Below are 15,386 nucleotides of genomic sequence, written 5' to 3'. Positions count from 1 at the left end.
AACTGTAAGCGCTTTCTGCGACTTTTGTGTGCGGATTGTCGCCAACGCCGGCAAACGAATTGCCGGCACGAGGAGGTTTTCCAATGCTGATCCTGACGCGTCGCGTCGGTGAGACCCTGATGATCGGCGACTCGGTGACCGTCACCGTGCTCGGCGTCAAGGGCAACCAGGTGCGTATCGGTATTACCGCACCGAAAGATGTCGCTGTGCATCGCGAAGAGATCTACCAGCGCATCCAGCGCGGCGAAGAACCGGCTGACGATTCGGGCAAGAACGCGGCAGGCTGATAAAAAGGTTTGCCGCGCGCGGGACGAGCCGTTATGCTTCCCGCCCGCGATCGCTGTATGTGTTTCCGCGGAGACTTGCCCGAGAGGCCGAAGGGGCTCCCCTGCTAAGGGAGTATGGGGTCAAAAGCTCCATCGAGGGTTCGAATCCCTCAGTCTCCGCCAGTTGTTACGAAGGCCGCCTTGGGGCGGCTTTTGTCTGCGGATGGTTTGATTCGCCGGCTTGAATGCGAAGCAAATCGAATGCAGAAAACGCATCGAAAGATTTGACGATTTCATGCAGTTCCGTCATAATTCTTCGACTGCGCGCCCGTAGCTCAGCTGGATAGAGCACCAGGCTACGAACTTGGGGGTCGGAGGTTCGAATCCTTCCGGGCGCGCCACTTACAAGACAGCAAAAGGCCGGCAAGCAATTGCCGGCCTTTTGCTTTTGCGCGCCTGACACATAGCCCCGAACCCACCGTAGGAGCGGCGCAAGCCGCGACCGCGCCACCCACACGCCAACGGTCAGCGCACAAGCGCGGAACCGGACGCTTCCGCGCACACCTTCAGGCTCTCTGTGGGAGCGGCGTGAGCCGCGATCGTCACTCACACGCCGAGATCACGCACGCGCGCACACCCGAACGCCACCGCGCATCGCTACCGGCTCCCTATAGGAGCGGCATAAGCCGCGACCGCGACACCACACATACGTCGCCACCCGCATCCAATCCCGGCGCCCCGCTTTGAGGTAGCAGCGGCGTAAGCCGCGACCGCGCCACCCACACGCCAACGGTCAGCGCACAAGCGCGCAACCGGACGCTTCCGCGCACACCTTCAGGCTCTCTGTGGGAGCGGCGTAAGCCGCGATCGTCACTCACACGCCGAGATCAGCGCACGCGCGGGCACCCGAACGCCACCGCGCATCGCTACCGGCTCCCTGTGGGAGCGGCGTAAGCCGCGACCGCGACACCACGCATACCTCGCCACCCGCATCCAAGCCCTGCGCCGCCGAAGCGCTGAGACGACGATTCGCACGCCCGTGCCGACGCAGCGATCCCTGCAAAGCCCATCCGCCTCACCGCCGCTCGATAAACCGCAGCCCCACCCCCGGTTCGGTGACGATGTAGCGCGGCGCCGCGGCATCGTCGCCGAGCTTGTGCCGCAGTTTGCCGACCAGGATGCGCAGGTAATGCGTGTCGTGCTGATGCGTCGGGCCCCAGAGTTCGCGCAACAGCTGCGGCTGCGTGACCACGCGGCCGGCGTGCTGGACCAGCAGGGCCAGCAGCGCGTACTCCTTGCGCGCCAGCGCGACGCTTTCGCCCTCCAGGCGCACTTCTCGCCGCGCCAGGTCTACGCGCAGGCGGCCGTCGTCGAACACCGGCGGCGCCTCGCCCTGGGTCGCGTGCGAGCGCAGCAGGGCGCGTACGCGCGCCATCAGTTCCTGCACGCCGAAAGGCTTGGTCACGTAGTCGTTGGCGCCGGCATCCAGCGCGGCGACCTTCTCGGCTTCGCCGGCGCGCACGGTCAGCAGGATCACCGGCACCGACGACCACTGGCGCAGCTCGCGCAGTACCTCGTGGCCGTCGCGATCCGGCAGGCCCAGGTCCAGGATCACCAGATCGGCGCCGTGCGTCGCCAGCGCCTCCAGTCCGCCGCCGCCGCTGTCCGCGGTTTCCACCGCATAGCCCTGCGCGCGCAGGCTGATGTCGAGGAACTTGCGGATCTGCGGCTCGTCGTCGATCACCAGCACGCGTGCGGTCTGCGAGGCGATGGCGGCGGCGGGGTCCTGCGTCATGGGATAGCGGGTGCGGCGGATTCGATGGGGGGCAGGGTAATGCGGATCGTGGTGCCGCGACGATCGTCGCCGTCGGGCGCGCCGGGCAGCGCCTCGACGCTGCCGCCGTGGGCGCCGATCATGCCCTGGCAGATCGCCAGCCCCAAGCCCGTGCCCTGGCGGCCGCGGTCGCCACGCTCCACGCTGTAGAACATGTCGAAGATGCGCTTGCGCTCGTCCTCGGGAATACCGGGCCCGCGATCGCGCACGTCGATGCGCAACTGGCCGTCTACACGGCGCGCTTCCACCGCGACCGCGGCGCCGGCCGGCGAGAACTTGGCGGCGTTTTCCAGCACGTTGAACAAGGCCTGTTCGACCAGGGCCGGATGCACCCAGATCGGCGCCAGCTCCGGCTCCAGCCGCACTTCGAAGCGCGCATCGGGCTGGTAGCGCTGCAGGCGGGTGACCGCCGAACCGATCAGCTCGTCGACGCCGATCCAGTCGCGGTTGAGGGTGAGCCCGCCGTGGCCGAGCCGGGTCATGTCGAGCAGGTTCTGGATGTAACGGTCCAGGCGCTCGCCTTCGACCCGGACGGTGTCGAGCAGGCTGTGGCGGTCCTCGCGGCTCATCGCCTCGCCGTAGCTGTCCAGGCTGCTGGCGGCGCCGATGATCGCCGCCAACGGCGAGCGCAGGTCGTGCGACACCGACGACAGCAGCGCCGAGCGCAGGCGTTCGGTCTCGCCGCTGACGCGCGCGTTCTCCAGGTCGGCGACCAGACGCGTGCGGACCGCCGCCTGCGCGATGTCCTCGGCCATGGCCTCGGCGAGGCGTTGCTGTTCCTGGCCGAGGCGGCCGACCGTCGACGGGAAGCGCAGGCCGATCACGCCGCCGGAATCGCCGCTGGCCAGCGGTAGGAACCACCAGTCCGAGCCGGCGAGAGTGTCGGTGTAGCGCCCCGCGGGCTGGCGATGGCGCAGGCTCCAGTCGGCCGCGGCACGGTCCTTGTCGTTCAGTTCGGGCGCCTGCGCGCCGGTCCAGTCGGCTTCGCCGATGCGCACGATCGCGTCGGCGCCCAGCGACGCGCGCAGCGCCTCGCGCCCGGCCCGCGTCACCTGGCCGAGGTCGGCAGCGGCAGCGAGCTGCCGGCCCAGCGCCTGCAGCGCGATCGCGTGCGCGTTGGCCGCGCGCAGCGCCAGCACCTGCATGCGCAGCTTGGACGCGAGCCGGCCGGCGACCAGCGCCGCGACCAGGAACAGCACCACCGTGGTCACGCCCTGGCTGGCGCCGATCAGCAGCGTGTAGCGCGGATCGATGAAGAAGAAGTTGTAGGCGAAGAAACACAGCACCGCCGCGATCACCGCCGCGGCCATGCGCGTGCGCGCGGCCACCACCACCACCGCGACGATGAAGATCAGCGACAGATCGTCCAGGCCGATCCAGCGTTCGGCGACCCAGGCCAGCGCGGTGGCCGCCGCCGCCGCGATCGCGGCCAGACCGGCATCGGACCGCGTCAGCAGGCCGCCCAGCGGACGCCGCGCGCGGCGCGCCTTGGCGCGCGCTTCCGGCGTGCTCACGATGGTCAGCTCGTAGTGCGCGCCGCGCTGGATCAGCTGCTGGGTGAGGGTGCGGTTGAACATGCGCGCGAACGGGCGCTCGCGCGTGCGCCCGAGCACGATCGCGCTGGCGCCGGCGCGCGCGGCATGGTCGAGCAAGGCATCGACGATGCTGGTGCCGTGCAGCAGCACCGCGTCGCCGCCGAGCCGTCGCGCGAGGGCGAAGGCGCGGTCCAGTTCCAACTGCCGCGCGTCGTCCGCCGCCGCGCCGGTCTGCACGGTGACCACGGTCCAGGGCGCGTCGCGGCGCTCGGCCAGGCGCCGCGCGATCCGCACCAGGTATTCGGACTGGCCGCGGCCGTCGATCGCGACCAGCACGCCGCGGCGCAGCGGCACGCCGGGCAGGCCGCGCGCGGTCTGCGCTTCGCGCAGGTCGTTGTCGACGCGGTCGGCCGCGGTCTGCATCGCCAGTTCGCGCAGGGCGGTCAGGTTGCTGGGAGAGAAGAACGCCTGCAGCGCGTGCGCGGCCTGCTCGGGCACGTAGACCTTGCCCTGTTGCAGGCGCTCGATCAGCTCGCGCGGCGGCAGGTCGACCAGGACGATGTCGCGCAGGCGGTCGAACAGGGCGTCGGGCACGGTCTCGCCGACGCGTACGCCGGTGATGCGGTGGACGACGTCGTTGAGACTTTCCAGGTGCTGGATATTGACCGTGCTGTAGACGTCGATGCCGGCGTCCAGCAGTTCGGCCACGTCCTGCCAGCGCCGTTCGTGGCGGCTGCCGGGCGCGTTGCGGTGCGCCAGCTCGTCCACCAGCGCCAGCTTGGGCCGGCGTGCGAGCAGGGCGTCCAGGTCCATTTCCTGGAGGGTGCGTCCCTGGTAGTCCACGCGCTTGCGCGGCAGCACCTCCAGTCCGTCGAGCAGCGCACCGGTTTCGGCGCGGCCGTGGGTCTCGACGATGCCGACCACCGCGTCGATGCCGCGGCGCTGCAATTCGCGCGCGCGGCCGAGCATGGCGTAGGTCTTGCCCACGCCGGGCGCGGCACCGAGGAAGACCGTGAGGCGGCCCGCGCCCTGGCGTTGGAGCTCGCCGATCAAGGCGTCGGCCTGGGCGCTGCGGGCGTCGGTCATGGCGGGCATTGTGCGCTGATGCGAGGTGGGCGGCGAATGAAACCAGCGTCGCGGCGGCGCGCGCCGCGACGCCGTGGCTCAGCGGCGGGCATCCAGGGCCAGATTGAGTTCCAGCACATTGACGCGCGGTTCGCCCAAGACGCCGAACTGACGCGGCTCGGTATGCGCCACGAGCATCGCATCGACCGTCGCCGGGTCCAGGCCGCGCGCGCGGGCGACGCGCGCGACCTGCACCTGGGCCGCGCGCGGCGACAGGTGCGGGTCCAGTCCGCCGCCCGATTGGGTGAGCAGTTCGGCCGGCACTTCGGTCGCGGCGATGCCGTCGCGCTCGGCGACGGCCAGCGCGGTGGCGGCGATGCGCTTGCGCAGTTCGGGATTGCTGCGCGCCAGATTGCTGCCGGCCGCGGCCATCGGGTCGTAGCCGGCGGCGGAGGGGCGCGGCTGGAAGTAGCGTGCGTCCTCGAACGGCTGCGCGATCAGGGTCGAGCCGCGTACCCGGCCGTGCTCCACCGCCAGGCTGCCGGTGGCCTGCCAGGGAAAGGCGAGGCGGCCCAGCGCGGTACCGAGCAGGCAGTACAGCAGGCCGAAGCCGAGCAGGACCAGCAAAGCGAACAGCAGCGGTGCGCGCAGCGCGATACGGTCGTCGATGACCGCGGCTTGCGGGTGGGAAGAATCGTTCATCGCAGTTCCTCAGGAAATCGCCGCCAGGGCCATGTCGATCAGCTTGATGCCCGCGAACGGCAGCAATACGCCGCCGAGGCCGTAGACCAGCATGTTCCGGCGCAGCAGCACCACCGCGCTGGCGGGCTTGAAGCGCACGCCGGCCAGCGCCAGCGGAATCAGCGCGGGAATGATGAGCGCGTTGAAGATCAACGCCGCCAGCACCGCATTGGTCGGACTGGACAGGCGCATCACGTTGAGCGCGGCCATTTGCGGGATCGCCGCGGCGAACAGCGCCGGCAGGATCGCGAAGTACTTGGACACGTCGTTGGCCAGCGAGAACGTGGTCAGCGCGCCGCGCGTGATCAGCTGCTGCTTGCCGACCTCGACCACCGCCAGCAGCTTGGCCGGATCGGAATCCAGATCGACCATGTTGCCGGCTTCCTTGGCCGCCTGCGTGCCGGAGTTCATCGCCAGGCCGACATCGGCCTGGGCCAGCGCGGGGGCGTCGTTGGTGCCGTCGCCGACCATCGCCACCAGCCGGCCGCCGGCCTGCTCGGCGCGGATGCGCGCCAGCTTGTCCTCCGGCCGCGCCTCGGCGATGTAGTCGTCGACGCCGGCCTCGGCGGCGATCGCCGCCGCGGTCAGCGGGTTGTCGCCGGTGATCATCACCGTGCGCACGCCCATCGCGCGCAGACGCGCGAAGCGTTCCTTGACGCCGTGCTTGACCACGTCCGACAGCTCCACCACGCCCAGCACGTGCCGGCCTTCGGACACCACCAGCGGCGTGGCGCCACCGCGCGCGACCTGTTCGATGCGTGCCGCCAGTTCCGGCGCCGCCTGGCCGCCCAGCGACTGCACGTGGCGGGCGATGGCGTCGCCGGCGCCCTTGCGGATCGCGCGCCCGTCGTCGAGATCGACGCCGGACATGCGCGTCTGCGCGGTGAACTGCAGGTAATGCGCGCGCTCGGGCTCGGCGACGGCGCTGCGCTGCTCGCGCGCCAGGCGCACGATGGATTTGCCCTCCGGGGTCGGGTCGGCCAGCGAGGACAGCAAGGCCGCATCGCGCAGCTGGTCGCGGTCGACGCCGGCCAGCGGATGGAACGCGGTCGCCTGACGATCGCCGTGGGTGATGGTGCCGGTCTTGTCCAGCAGCAGCACGTCGACGTCGCCGGCCACTTCCACCGCCTTGCCGGACTTGGCCAGCACGTTGGCCGACAGCGCGCGGTTCATGCCGGCGATGCCGATCGCCGGCAGCAAGCCGCCGATGGTGGTCGGGATCAGGCACACCAGCAGCGCGATCAGCAGCAGCGGGTCGAGCTGGGCGCCGACGAAGCTGGCCAGCAGCGGCAGGCTGGCGACCACGATCAGGAAGGTCAGCGTCATCGCCGCCAGCAGCATGGTCAGCGCGATCTCGTTGGGCGTCTTCTGCCGATTGGCGCCTTCGACCAGGGCGATCATGCGGTCGAGGAAGCTGCCGCCGGGCTCGGCGCTGACCCGCACCACGATCCAGTCGGACAGCACCTTGGTGCCGCCGATCACGCCGGAGCGGTCGGTGCCGGCTTCGCGCAGCACCGGCGCGGACTCGCCGGTCACCGCCGCTTCGTTGACGCTGGCCATGCCTTCGACGATTTCGCCGTCGGCGGGAATCAATTCGTTCTCCGACACGATCACGTGATCGCCGGGCTTGAGCAGGGTCGCGGCCACGCGCGTTTCGATGCGGCTACCGCCGGTCTCGTTGCCGTCGATGCGGCGCGCGACCAGATCGCGGCGCGCGGCGCGCAACGAGGCGGCCTGGCCGCGGCCGCGCGCTTCGGCGACCGCCTCGGCGAAGTTCGCGAACAGCACGGTGACGAACAGGACCAGCGTCACCGCGATACCGAAACCGGTATCGCCGGGCACGACAGCGGTGATCAGCGCGGACAGGACCGTGCCCAGCAGCACGATCGCCATCACCGGGCTGCGCTGGGCCTGGCGCGGCGACAGTTTGCGGAAGGAGGCGAGGGCGACGGCGCGCAAGGCGTCGGCGTCCAGGCCCGCGGCGAGGCGGCGTTGGCCGGCCGGATGGATGTGTTCGCTCATGGGATTACCTCACAGGGCCGGCGACGGCGCGGTCGATGCGGCGGCCAACGACAGGTGGTCGGCCACCGGGCCCAGCACCAGCGCCGGCATGAATTGCAATACGGTCAGGATCGCGATCACCGCGATCAGGGTCAGGGCGAAGGTCGGCGTCTCGACGTGCAAGCTGCCGTTGCCTTCCGGCGCCACGCGCTTGCGCGCCAGCAGTCCTGCCACCGCCAAGGGCACGATCAGGGCCGGATAGCGCCCCAGTGCCAGCACCAGCGCGCAGCTCAGGTTCCACCAGTAGCTGGCGTCGCCCAGGCCCTCGAAGCCCGATCCGTTGTTGGCGAACGCCGAGGTGTACTCGTAGAACACCTGCGAGATGCCGTGGAAACCGGGATTGGACGTGCCGGCGATCGCCGGCAGCGCCAGCGTCAGCGCGGTGAAACCCAGCACCGTCAGCGGCTGCAGCAGGATCAGCAGCGCCAGCAGGCGCACCTCCGGCGCTTCGATCTTGCGTCCGAACAGTTCCGGCGTGCGGCCGGTCATCAGTCCGGCCAGGAACACCGCCAGCAGCAGGTACACCAGGAACTGTTGCAGACCGCAGCCGATGCCGCCCCAGATCGCGTTGACCAGCATGTTGACCATCGCCACGCCGCCGGTCAGCGGCGCCAGCGAATCGTGCATGGCGTTGACCGAGCCGTTGCTGGTCTGGGTGGTGACGGCCGTCCACAGCGCCGACGCGGTTGCGCCGAAGCGGACCTCCTTGCCTTCCATCAACGCGACATCGGCCGCGCTGGACGAATAGGCTTCCGACCACACCGTGGCGGCGGTGGACAGTGCCGACATCAGCAGCATGCTGCCGAACACCATCGCCGTCAGCCGGCGGCGGCCGGTGAAGGGGCCGATCATGAACGTCACCGCGATCGGGATCAGCACGATCGCCAGCATTTCCAGCAGGTTCGAAAACGGCGTCGGGTTCTCCAGCGGCACCGCGCTGTTGGGGCCGTACCAGCCGCCGCCGTTGGTGCCCAATTGTTTGGCCGCGACCATCGGCGCGACCGGGCCCAGCGGAATCTTCTGCTGCTGCATCGCCACCGTGGCGTCGACCGGTTGCGCGCTGGGGCCGGCGGCCAGCGTCGCAGGCACGCCTTGCGCGGTCAGCAGCAGCGCCCACAGCAGGCACAGCGGCAGCATGAAACGCAGCGTGGCGCGAGTGACGTCGACCCAGTAGTTGCCCAAGTCGCGGGCGGTGGTCGGCGCTGCGGCCTCGGTGTTGCCACCGGCCGAGCACGTTTCCCTTCGCCCACCGAACAAGCCACGCAAGGTCGCCACCACCATCGCCAGCCCCATCATCGGCGTGGCCACCTGCAAACCGACGATGCCGACCATCTGCGACAGATAGCTCAGCTGCGCCTGGCCCGAGTAGTGCTGCTGATTGGTGTTGGTCAGGAACGACACCATGGTGTGCAGCGCGGTGTCCCAACGCAGGTTGGCGACGCCGTCGGGATTGAGCGGCAGCCAGGCTTGGGTCATGAATTGCAGCCACACCAGAATCGCCAGCACCGCGTTGCTGAGGGCGAAGGCTTTGGCGTAGCCGGACCAACTCATGCCGCGCGCGGGGTCGGTGCCCAGCGCGCGGTAGATCGCGCGTTCCAGCGGACCGAACACGAGGTCCAGCCTTGAGGGCGCGCCGCGCATCACGCGCGCCAGGTACAGGCCCAGGGGCCAGCCCAGGGCGATCGCGAGCGCGAATACCAGAAAAATTTCTATCATCGTCGTCAGCCAGACAGTGAGTGAGTCGCGCCGTTGGGTCCGTCGGCGGCGCGGAAACCAGGGCCCGCAGCGACCGGGCTCAGGCGATCTTTGCGTCGCGCCGCCGTATCGGCGCCGCGCGACGCGGCGGCGCCCTAGAAGTCTTCCGGACGCAGCACGACGTAAAGCAGGTACGCGGCGGCCACCACGGCCGACACCGCGCACACCAGGGCAAGCCAGGCGGGCATGGTCGTGTTCCTCAGAAGGACGCTTGCAGCGCCGCTTCGATGCGGTCGCCGGCGTAGTCGTCGCCGAAGATGCGTTCGGCCGCGGAATCGGTCGCGTGCGCGGTCAGGCGCAGCTCCAGCGGCGCCTTGATCGCCCACACCGAGCTCAATTGCGCATGCGCGTAGCTGTCGCCGTAGACCTGCTGCAGGCGGTAGTAGCCGGCGGCGGCTTCGACGCGCAGGCGCGGGTTGATCGGGTAGCGCGCGCCGATCTGGGTGTAGAGCCCACCGTCGCGGCTGCCCAGCGCTTCGTTCGAATAACCCAGCGCGAGCCAGTAGCGATCGGCGTAGGTGAGGCTGCCGTTGAGCTCGGTCCAATTGAGATCGCGCGTGGTCGCGGGGTAGCGGTAGTGCAGGACGTTGAGGTCCAGCGCCCAGTCCGGCGCCAGCTTGCCGGTCCAGCCCAGGCTGAGGTCCAGCTCGCTGCTTGCATGGGTATCGGGCGCGAACTCGACGTTCGAGCCCCAGACCGATGCGTAGAAGCCGGAATCGCTGGCCAGCTTGAAGCCGGCCTGCGCGGCCGGATCGCCCTGAGTCTGGGTGCTGCCGCGCCACACGTAGTCGGTGGTCAGCGCGGCGTTGCCGGTCAGCGTGGCGGCGTCGGCGCGCGCGCCCAGCGCGAGCAGGCTCAAGCCGCCGCAGACGGCGAAGCTCAGGGGAAGGGACGCCTCGCGCAGGCGCAGCGGTCGCATCGACATGTCGGGTTCCGAGGTACTGACGAAGCCGGATCGGCCACCACGTCATTGTCGAAACCCGCGCCGTAAAACCTCCATTCCGGCGGCGACGGCGCGCGTAAATTCGGCGTAAAACCGCTCTGTCTTGCTCAGCGCATCAACGAGGCGGCGACCGCATCGGGTCGCTTCATCCAAGCGAAGTGATCGGCGCGCGCACCCAGCGCCTGCGCGTCGAGCGTATCGACGCGCGCCTGCGCGCGCGGCAGCTTGGACAGCAGGAACCGCAGCGACGATTCCGGTGCCAGCCAATCGTCGTCCAGCACCACTGCGTCGGTGTCGACGTCGACCTGCGCCATCGCGGCCTCGAGGTCGGCCTCTACGCCGACCGCGGCGTAACGGCCGCTGAGCGCGCTGCGCGCCCAGTCGCGTATCAGGCCGCGCGCCTCGTCGCCGCCGAAACCGACGCGGCGACCGGGCAGGGCGCCGCGCCGATCGGCCAGCCAGGGCAGGAAGCGGTAGGCGAACGGCAGCCACCAGCGCGTGCGCGCCGGGAACGCGCGCCAGTACGGCGCGCCGCTGGCGACCAACCACAGCCGCGTGGGCCGGTCGGCCGCGGGTTGATGCGCCAGCAGGCCGAGCCGGCAACAGGCGAGCTGTCCGCCCAGGCTGTGGCCGCCGAGGATGCGCGGCAGTCCCGGCAACCGCGCCGCTATCGCTGCTTCGCTGTGCGGCAGATCCTCCAGCAGCAGTTCGCGGTAGCCCCAGTCGTGGGCGCGATCGGCGCGCAGGCTGCTGCCGCCGTTGCCGCGCCACTCGTGCACGAACACGGCGATGCCGCGCGCGGCGAGCGCTTCGGCGAAGGGCAGGTAGTGTTTGGCGGCGACGCCCAGCGCGGGCAGCCACAACAGGCTGGCGCGCGGGGCGTGCGGCAGGCGCGCCAGCAGTTGCCAGCGGTGGCCGTCGCCGGCCTGCAGCGGCAGTTCGCAGGCTTCGATCGGATCAGTCATGCGTGGCGGCACCGTAGTGGTCGAGCACGACGATATCGCTACGCCCCGGGCGATACCCTTCGCGCAGCGCGGCATGCACGTAGTCGGCGGCGGCGTCGCAGGCCGCGCGCAGTTCGCTGCCGCGCGCCAGCCGGGCCGCGACCGCGGAGGCGAGCGTGCAGCCGGTGCCGTGCGCTTCCAGGCGCAGGCGCGGGTGCGCGATCGCATGCAGGCCGTCGTCGTCGCCCAGGTAGTCGACCACCTCGTCCTGGTCGGGCAGGTGGCCGCCCTTGAGCAGCACCGCCTGGGCGCCCAGCGCGCGCAGGTCGGCGATCGCCTCGCGCATCGCCGCCCGGTCGCCGATCGCGCGGCCCAGCAACAGCTCGGCTTCCGGCAGGTTGGGCGTGATCACCGTCGCCAGCGGCAGCAAACGGTCGCGCAGCGCGGTCAGGGCTTCGGGTTCGAGCAGGCGCGCGCCGGAGGTGGCGACCATGACCGGGTCCAGCACCACCTGCGCGGGGCGGTAATGCTCCAGCGCGGCGGCCACGGCGTCGATGACGGCCGCGCTGGCCAGCATGCCCAGCTTGACCGCGCCGATCCGGAAGTCGTCGAAGCAGGCGTCGATCTGCGCACGCAGAAAGCCGGGGTCGGGCACGTGCACGGCGCTGACGCCGCGGGTGTGCTGGGCGGTCAGGGCGGCGATCGCGCTCAATCCGTGCACCCGGTGGGCGGCGAAGGTCTTGAGATCGGCCTGGATGCCCGCGCCGCCGCCGGAATCGGAACCGGCGATGGTGAGGGCGGAAATCGGAGCTGGGGTCATCGGGGGGCAGGGCGGGGCTTCGCAGCGGGTCGGGAGACGATATCGCATCGTCCGGCCACGGGCAGCGGCGCGAAGCTGCGCAAAATCGGTTTCCGCCGCTGCGCGGGCCGGGCGAAATCTCGCCCGATTATGTGCCGATTTCGCGGGATGTTAATTCGTCTTGACAGTGGGGGTTTATCCCCAGTGGCGAGCTCAATAGTTTCTCGATACCAATGAGATCAGTAAGACAATTTGTTTTCTGATCTGGAAAGGTATTTTCCGCAGGGCTTCCAAACACTCCGATTCAATATCGTCCTGCGCATAATCGTCGGTGCGCATCGCCGGGGTCCAGGCGTCCTCGCCGGGTTTGACCGGGCCGCGTCCGGTGCCCAGCCATTCCAGGCAAACCCCGGTAGCGACGGCGATCGCGATCAAATGGTGCATCGAGGGGTGGCTGCCGTCCTTGCGTTCCCACTGCGCGACCGCGCTGCGTTGCACACCCACCATGTTGGCCAGCGCCAGTTGGGAAACTCGGGACAAAGTACGGGCGCGCCGTATGCGCTCCGGTAGAGCCGCCATGAGTATTCTCCCCTAGTTCGGTCATGGATCATGCCCCAGCATTTCGCTAACGCGATAGCGGTTCGAGGCACGATTGGTGTGGATTGAGTAACGCGTCACACGTGGAGCCGCATATTGGCGGGAGCTGCCCCATAACGTCACCCCTAAAGCTATTCACGTTAGTGAAATCAGACGTTGCGGCATTATCAGGCGCTGGATAAGCATTCTCGCTACCGATGCATGCGCCCGCATCCGGTGTTTCTGGTGATTATTTCCTGCTGGTCAAACGCAACCTGGCGCCCTCTCAAAATTACGGATACGGGGGTTATATGCGTAAGAAAGGCAAACTATTGATCGCCCTGCTGGCTGTGGTCCTGCCGGCGGCGGCCGTGGGTGTCGGCTTCTTCGGCACCAACACGACCGGTTTGGCGCCGGAAGGCATGCGGGCGGAACTGGCACAGGACATCGTGGCGCGATGGTCGCCCTATGTGGAACGCAGCTACGGGGCGATGGGGGCCGGCTGGGGCGAGCGGATGGAGGGCACACTGCAGGGCGCCGACATCGCCAACCTGGAACTGGCCGCCAGTGCGGGCAGCTTCGAGGAGATGAACGCGGCTTTGCTGGGCGGCGGCGTGGGCGGTGGCAGCGGCATGAGCGCCGCGACCGGCCAGCCGAACGTGCAGCCGATGAGCCTGGGCTCGCCAGGCCAGGATCTGGTGTTCACGCCCATCAACCCCTGCCGCATCGTCGACAGCCGCATCGTCGGCGGGCCGATCGCGGCCAACGGCACGCGCAGCTTCAAGGGCTACACGGCCACCGATTTCACCTCGCAGGGCGGCGATGCGTCCAACTGCAATTTGCCGCAGAACGCGTCGGCGCTGGTGGTGAAGATCGCGGCGGTCAATCCGACCCACAACGGCTACTTCACCGCGTACCCGTTCGATGAAGCCAAGCCGCTCGCGGCGTCGCTGAACTACGTGGCGAACATGGTGCTGTCCGACGAATCGACCGTCCGTCTGTGCCGTCCGGCGTGCCCCAGCGAGTTCAACGTCTACACCTTCGCCCAGTCCGAAATCGTCATCGACGTGACCGGTTACTTCATCGAGCCCGAAGCCACCGCGATCGACTGCACCGTCGCGCAGGAAAGCGGAAGCCTGGCCCTGCTCAGCGGCCTGCAGACCAAGGACGTCCAGTGCCCGGCAGGCTACACCGCCACCGGCGGCGGCTGCGGCGGCGTGCTCGGCATCGGCATCAGCAACTCCCAGCCGATGGTGGTCAGCGGTCAGCCGGTGGGCTGGCAGTGCGATCTGGTCGGTTCGTTGCTAAGCGTGCTCGGTTACCAAGTCAACGCGACCTGCTGTCGCGTGCCGGGACGCTGACGGAACCCGCAAACGCAAGGATGCGTACACGAGGAAGCCGGCCGCGAGGCCGGCTTCCCTTTTTGCGTTACAGCACTTCCGAAGCGTAGTCCGCTAGGCGCGAACGCTCGCCGCGGCGCAGGGTCACGTGCGCGCTGTGCGCCCAGCCCTTGAAGCGGTCGACCGCGTAGGTCAGACCGGAGGTGGTCTCGGTCAGGTACGGCGTATCGATCTGCTCGACATTGCCCAGGCAGACGATCTTGGTGCCCGGACCGGCGCGCGTGATCAGGGTCTTCATCTGCTTCGGGGTGAGGTTCTGCGCCTCGTCCAGGATCAGCCAACGGCTGAGGAAGGTGCGTCCGCGCATGAAGTTCATCGAGCGGATCTTGATGCGCGAGGCCAGCAGGTCGTTGGTGGCCGCGCGGCCCCAGGCGCCGCCTTCCTGGTTATGGGTCAGCACTTCCAGGTTATCGGTCAGCGCGCCCATCCACGGCGTCATCTTTTCCTCCTCGGTGCCGGGCAGGAAACCGATGTCCTCGCCTACGCTGACCGTGGCGCGGGTCATGATGATCTCGCGGTAGCGCTGCTGGTCCATGGTCTGGGCCAGGCCCGCGGCCAGCGCCAACAGGGTCTTGCCCGTGCCGGCGGTGCCGAGCAGGGTGACGAAGTCGATCTCCGGGTCCATCAGCGCGTTGAGCGCGAAGTTCTGCTCGCGGTTGCGCGCGATGATGCCCCACACCGCGTGCTGGTTATGCCGGTAGTCGTCGACGATCTGCAGGGTCACGCGGTCCTCGCCGACCTTGCTGACCTTGAGCTCGGACTCCTCGTCGCCGGGCAGGAACAGGAACTGGTTCGGATACCAGTCGTCGTCCTGGGTACGCGCGATCTCGTAATAGGTGCGGCCCTTCTCGGTCCAGGACTTGAGGTCCTTGCCGTGACGCTGCCAGAAGTCCTCCGGCAGCGCGGTGGCGCCGGTGTAGAGCAGGCTGAAATCGTCCAGCGCGCGGTCGTTCTCGTAGTCCTCCGACGCGATCCCGGCGATCGCCGCCTTGATGCGCAGGTTGATGTCCTTGGACACGAACACCACCGGCACGCCGGGCTCGCTCTCCTTGAGGGCGAGGATGGCGCCGAGAATCTGGTTGTCCGGGATCACCGCGCTGAAGCGCTTGCCGGCGTCGAAGGAACCGGTCTGGAAGCGCAGCTTGCCGATGCTCTGCTCGCCGCGCAGCTGCAGGCCCTGCGGCCGCTTGAGGGTGATGCCGACGGCGATCTTGTCGGTGCCCTCGGCCTCGATCAGCTCGTTGAGGAACCGGCTGACCTGGCGCGCGTTGCGGCTGGCTTCGGAGGTGCCTTTCTTGCCGTTGTCGAGCTCTTCGATGACCTGCATCGGCAGGTAGACGTCGTGCTCCTGAAACTTGAACAGCGCGGTCGGATCGTGCATCAGCACGTTGGTATCGAGAACGTAAATGCGCTTGCTTCGGGTCATTCCGATACCTCTTGGCAGGTGGGTACGGCGCGGTGCGGATA

Annotated in this window: 13 protein-coding genes and 2 tRNA genes; 4 read left to right on the top strand and 11 right to left on the bottom strand. The window is 68.9% G+C overall.

All coding sequences use genetic code 11. The features are described 5' to 3' along the window. The first annotated feature begins 83 nt into the window (after nucleotides 1-83). From csrA to LVB77_RS14040, 3 genes are all read left to right on the top strand, one after another. Complete coding sequence (gene csrA, locus LVB77_RS14050; RefSeq protein ID WP_055899964.1) at nucleotides 84-287, top strand: carbon storage regulator CsrA; 204 nt, start codon at nucleotides 84-86, stop codon at nucleotides 285-287. Nucleotides 288-356: 69 nt separating this feature from the next. Then, a tRNA-Ser gene (locus LVB77_RS14045) sits at nucleotides 357-449 on the top strand. A gap of 141 nt (nucleotides 450-590) precedes the next feature. Further along, nucleotides 591-667: transfer RNA gene (locus LVB77_RS14040), tRNA-Arg, on the top strand. Between the two features lie 674 nt (nucleotides 668-1,341). Here LVB77_RS14040 and LVB77_RS14035 read toward each other — a convergent pair. The 10 genes from LVB77_RS14035 to LVB77_RS13990 all read right to left on the bottom strand — a co-directional run bounded on the left by LVB77_RS14035 (nucleotide 1,342) and on the right by LVB77_RS13990 (nucleotide 12,522). Next, a complete protein-coding gene (locus tag LVB77_RS14035; protein WP_232906713.1) occupies nucleotides 1,342-2,061 on the bottom strand; it encodes a response regulator in 720 nt (239 codons plus the stop codon). Then, nucleotides 2,058-4,721: a sensor histidine kinase KdpD gene (locus LVB77_RS14030; protein WP_232906712.1), complete on the bottom strand. Its 2,664-nt coding sequence runs from the start codon at nucleotides 4,719-4,721 to the stop codon at nucleotides 2,058-2,060. Before LVB77_RS14030 ends, LVB77_RS14035 begins: the two co-directional genes overlap by 4 nt. A 78-nt stretch (nucleotides 4,722-4,799) precedes the next feature. Then, a complete protein-coding gene (gene kdpC / locus LVB77_RS14025) occupies nucleotides 4,800-5,402 on the bottom strand; it encodes a potassium-transporting ATPase subunit KdpC (protein ID WP_232906711.1) in 603 nt (200 codons plus the stop codon). Nucleotides 5,403-5,411: 9 nt separating this feature from the next. Continuing rightward, complete coding sequence (gene kdpB / locus LVB77_RS14020; RefSeq protein WP_232906710.1) at nucleotides 5,412-7,463, bottom strand: potassium-transporting ATPase subunit KdpB; 2,052 nt, start codon at nucleotides 7,461-7,463, stop codon at nucleotides 5,412-5,414. 9 nt (nucleotides 7,464-7,472) lie between these two features. Then, nucleotides 7,473-9,218, bottom strand: a complete 1,746-nt coding sequence (kdpA, locus tag LVB77_RS14015; protein ID WP_232906709.1) for a potassium-transporting ATPase subunit KdpA — start codon at nucleotides 9,216-9,218, stop codon at nucleotides 7,473-7,475. 134 nt (nucleotides 9,219-9,352) lie between these two features. Further along, nucleotides 9,353-9,445 (bottom strand): potassium-transporting ATPase subunit F, encoded by a 93-nt coding sequence (locus tag LVB77_RS14010; RefSeq protein ID WP_232906708.1) that lies wholly within the window; start codon nucleotides 9,443-9,445, stop codon nucleotides 9,353-9,355. A gap of 11 nt (nucleotides 9,446-9,456) precedes the next feature. Next, nucleotides 9,457-10,182 carry a TorF family putative porin gene (locus LVB77_RS14005; RefSeq protein ID WP_232906707.1) on the bottom strand — a complete coding sequence of 242 codons (726 nt, stop codon included), beginning with the start codon at nucleotides 10,180-10,182 and terminating at the stop codon, nucleotides 9,457-9,459. 125 nt (nucleotides 10,183-10,307) lie between these two features. Further along, on the bottom strand, nucleotides 10,308-11,165 hold the full coding sequence (locus LVB77_RS14000; RefSeq protein WP_232906706.1) for an alpha/beta hydrolase: 858 nt from the start codon (nucleotides 11,163-11,165) through the stop codon (nucleotides 10,308-10,310). Next, nucleotides 11,158-11,964, bottom strand: coding sequence for a bifunctional hydroxymethylpyrimidine kinase/phosphomethylpyrimidine kinase (gene thiD / locus LVB77_RS13995; RefSeq protein ID WP_232906705.1), 807 nt, complete (start codon nucleotides 11,962-11,964; stop codon nucleotides 11,158-11,160). Before thiD ends, LVB77_RS14000 begins: the two co-directional genes overlap by 8 nt. Nucleotides 11,965-12,156: 192 nt before the next feature. Then, entirely contained in the window at nucleotides 12,157-12,522 is a 366-nt protein-coding gene (locus tag LVB77_RS13990) for a helix-turn-helix transcriptional regulator (RefSeq protein WP_232906704.1), read from the bottom strand. Between the two features lie 308 nt (nucleotides 12,523-12,830). Between LVB77_RS13990 and LVB77_RS13985 the strand changes: the two genes are divergently transcribed. Continuing rightward, nucleotides 12,831-13,880 (top strand): hypothetical protein, encoded by a 1,050-nt coding sequence (locus LVB77_RS13985; protein ID WP_232906703.1) that lies wholly within the window; start codon nucleotides 12,831-12,833, stop codon nucleotides 13,878-13,880. A gap of 67 nt (nucleotides 13,881-13,947) precedes the next feature. Here the strand turns inward: LVB77_RS13985 and LVB77_RS13980 are convergent, their stop codons facing one another. Then, entirely contained in the window at nucleotides 13,948-15,345 is a 1,398-nt protein-coding gene (locus tag LVB77_RS13980) for a PhoH family protein (RefSeq protein ID WP_232906702.1), read from the bottom strand. Nucleotides 15,346-15,386 lie beyond the last annotated feature (41 nt).

The organism is Lysobacter sp. 5GHs7-4 (genome assembly GCF_021284765.1).
Lineage (GTDB): Bacteria > Pseudomonadota > Gammaproteobacteria > Xanthomonadales > Xanthomonadaceae > Lysobacter.
This window is presented reverse-complemented; position numbering and strand designations above follow the sequence as displayed.

What these genes read in the sequence shown, in the direction of transcription:
- LVB77_RS14035 (WP_232906713.1), bottom strand. Translation starts at nt 2,061, where the DNA reads ATGACGCAGGACCCCGCCGCCGCCATCGCCTCGCAGACCGCACGCGTG.
- kdpC (WP_232906711.1), bottom strand. Translation starts at nt 5,402, where the DNA reads ATGAACGATTCTTCCCACCCGCAAGCCGCGGTCATCGACGACCGTATC.
- kdpA (WP_232906709.1), bottom strand. Translation starts at nt 9,218, where the DNA reads ATGATAGAAATTTTTCTGGTATTCGCGCTCGCGATCGCCCTGGGCTGG.
- LVB77_RS13980 (WP_232906702.1), bottom strand. Translation starts at nt 15,345, where the DNA reads ATGACCCGAAGCAAGCGCATTTACGTTCTCGATACCAACGTGCTGATG.
- kdpB (WP_232906710.1), bottom strand. Translation starts at nt 7,463, where the DNA reads ATGAGCGAACACATCCATCCGGCCGGCCAACGCCGCCTCGCCGCGGGC.
- LVB77_RS14005 (WP_232906707.1), bottom strand. Translation starts at nt 10,182, where the DNA reads ATGTCGATGCGACCGCTGCGCCTGCGCGAGGCGTCCCTTCCCCTGAGC.
- LVB77_RS14030 (WP_232906712.1), bottom strand. Translation starts at nt 4,721, where the DNA reads ATGACCGACGCCCGCAGCGCCCAGGCCGACGCCTTGATCGGCGAGCTC.
- LVB77_RS14010 (WP_232906708.1), bottom strand. Translation starts at nt 9,445, where the DNA reads ATGCCCGCCTGGCTTGCCCTGGTGTGCGCGGTGTCGGCCGTGGTGGCC.
- csrA (WP_055899964.1), top strand. Translation starts at nt 84, where the DNA reads ATGCTGATCCTGACGCGTCGCGTCGGTGAGACCCTGATGATCGGCGAC.
- LVB77_RS13990 (WP_232906704.1), bottom strand. Translation starts at nt 12,522, where the DNA reads ATGGCGGCTCTACCGGAGCGCATACGGCGCGCCCGTACTTTGTCCCGA.
- thiD (WP_232906705.1), bottom strand. Translation starts at nt 11,964, where the DNA reads ATGACCCCAGCTCCGATTTCCGCCCTCACCATCGCCGGTTCCGATTCC.
- LVB77_RS13985 (WP_232906703.1), top strand. Translation starts at nt 12,831, where the DNA reads ATGCGTAAGAAAGGCAAACTATTGATCGCCCTGCTGGCTGTGGTCCTG.
- LVB77_RS14000 (WP_232906706.1), bottom strand. Translation starts at nt 11,165, where the DNA reads ATGACTGATCCGATCGAAGCCTGCGAACTGCCGCTGCAGGCCGGCGAC.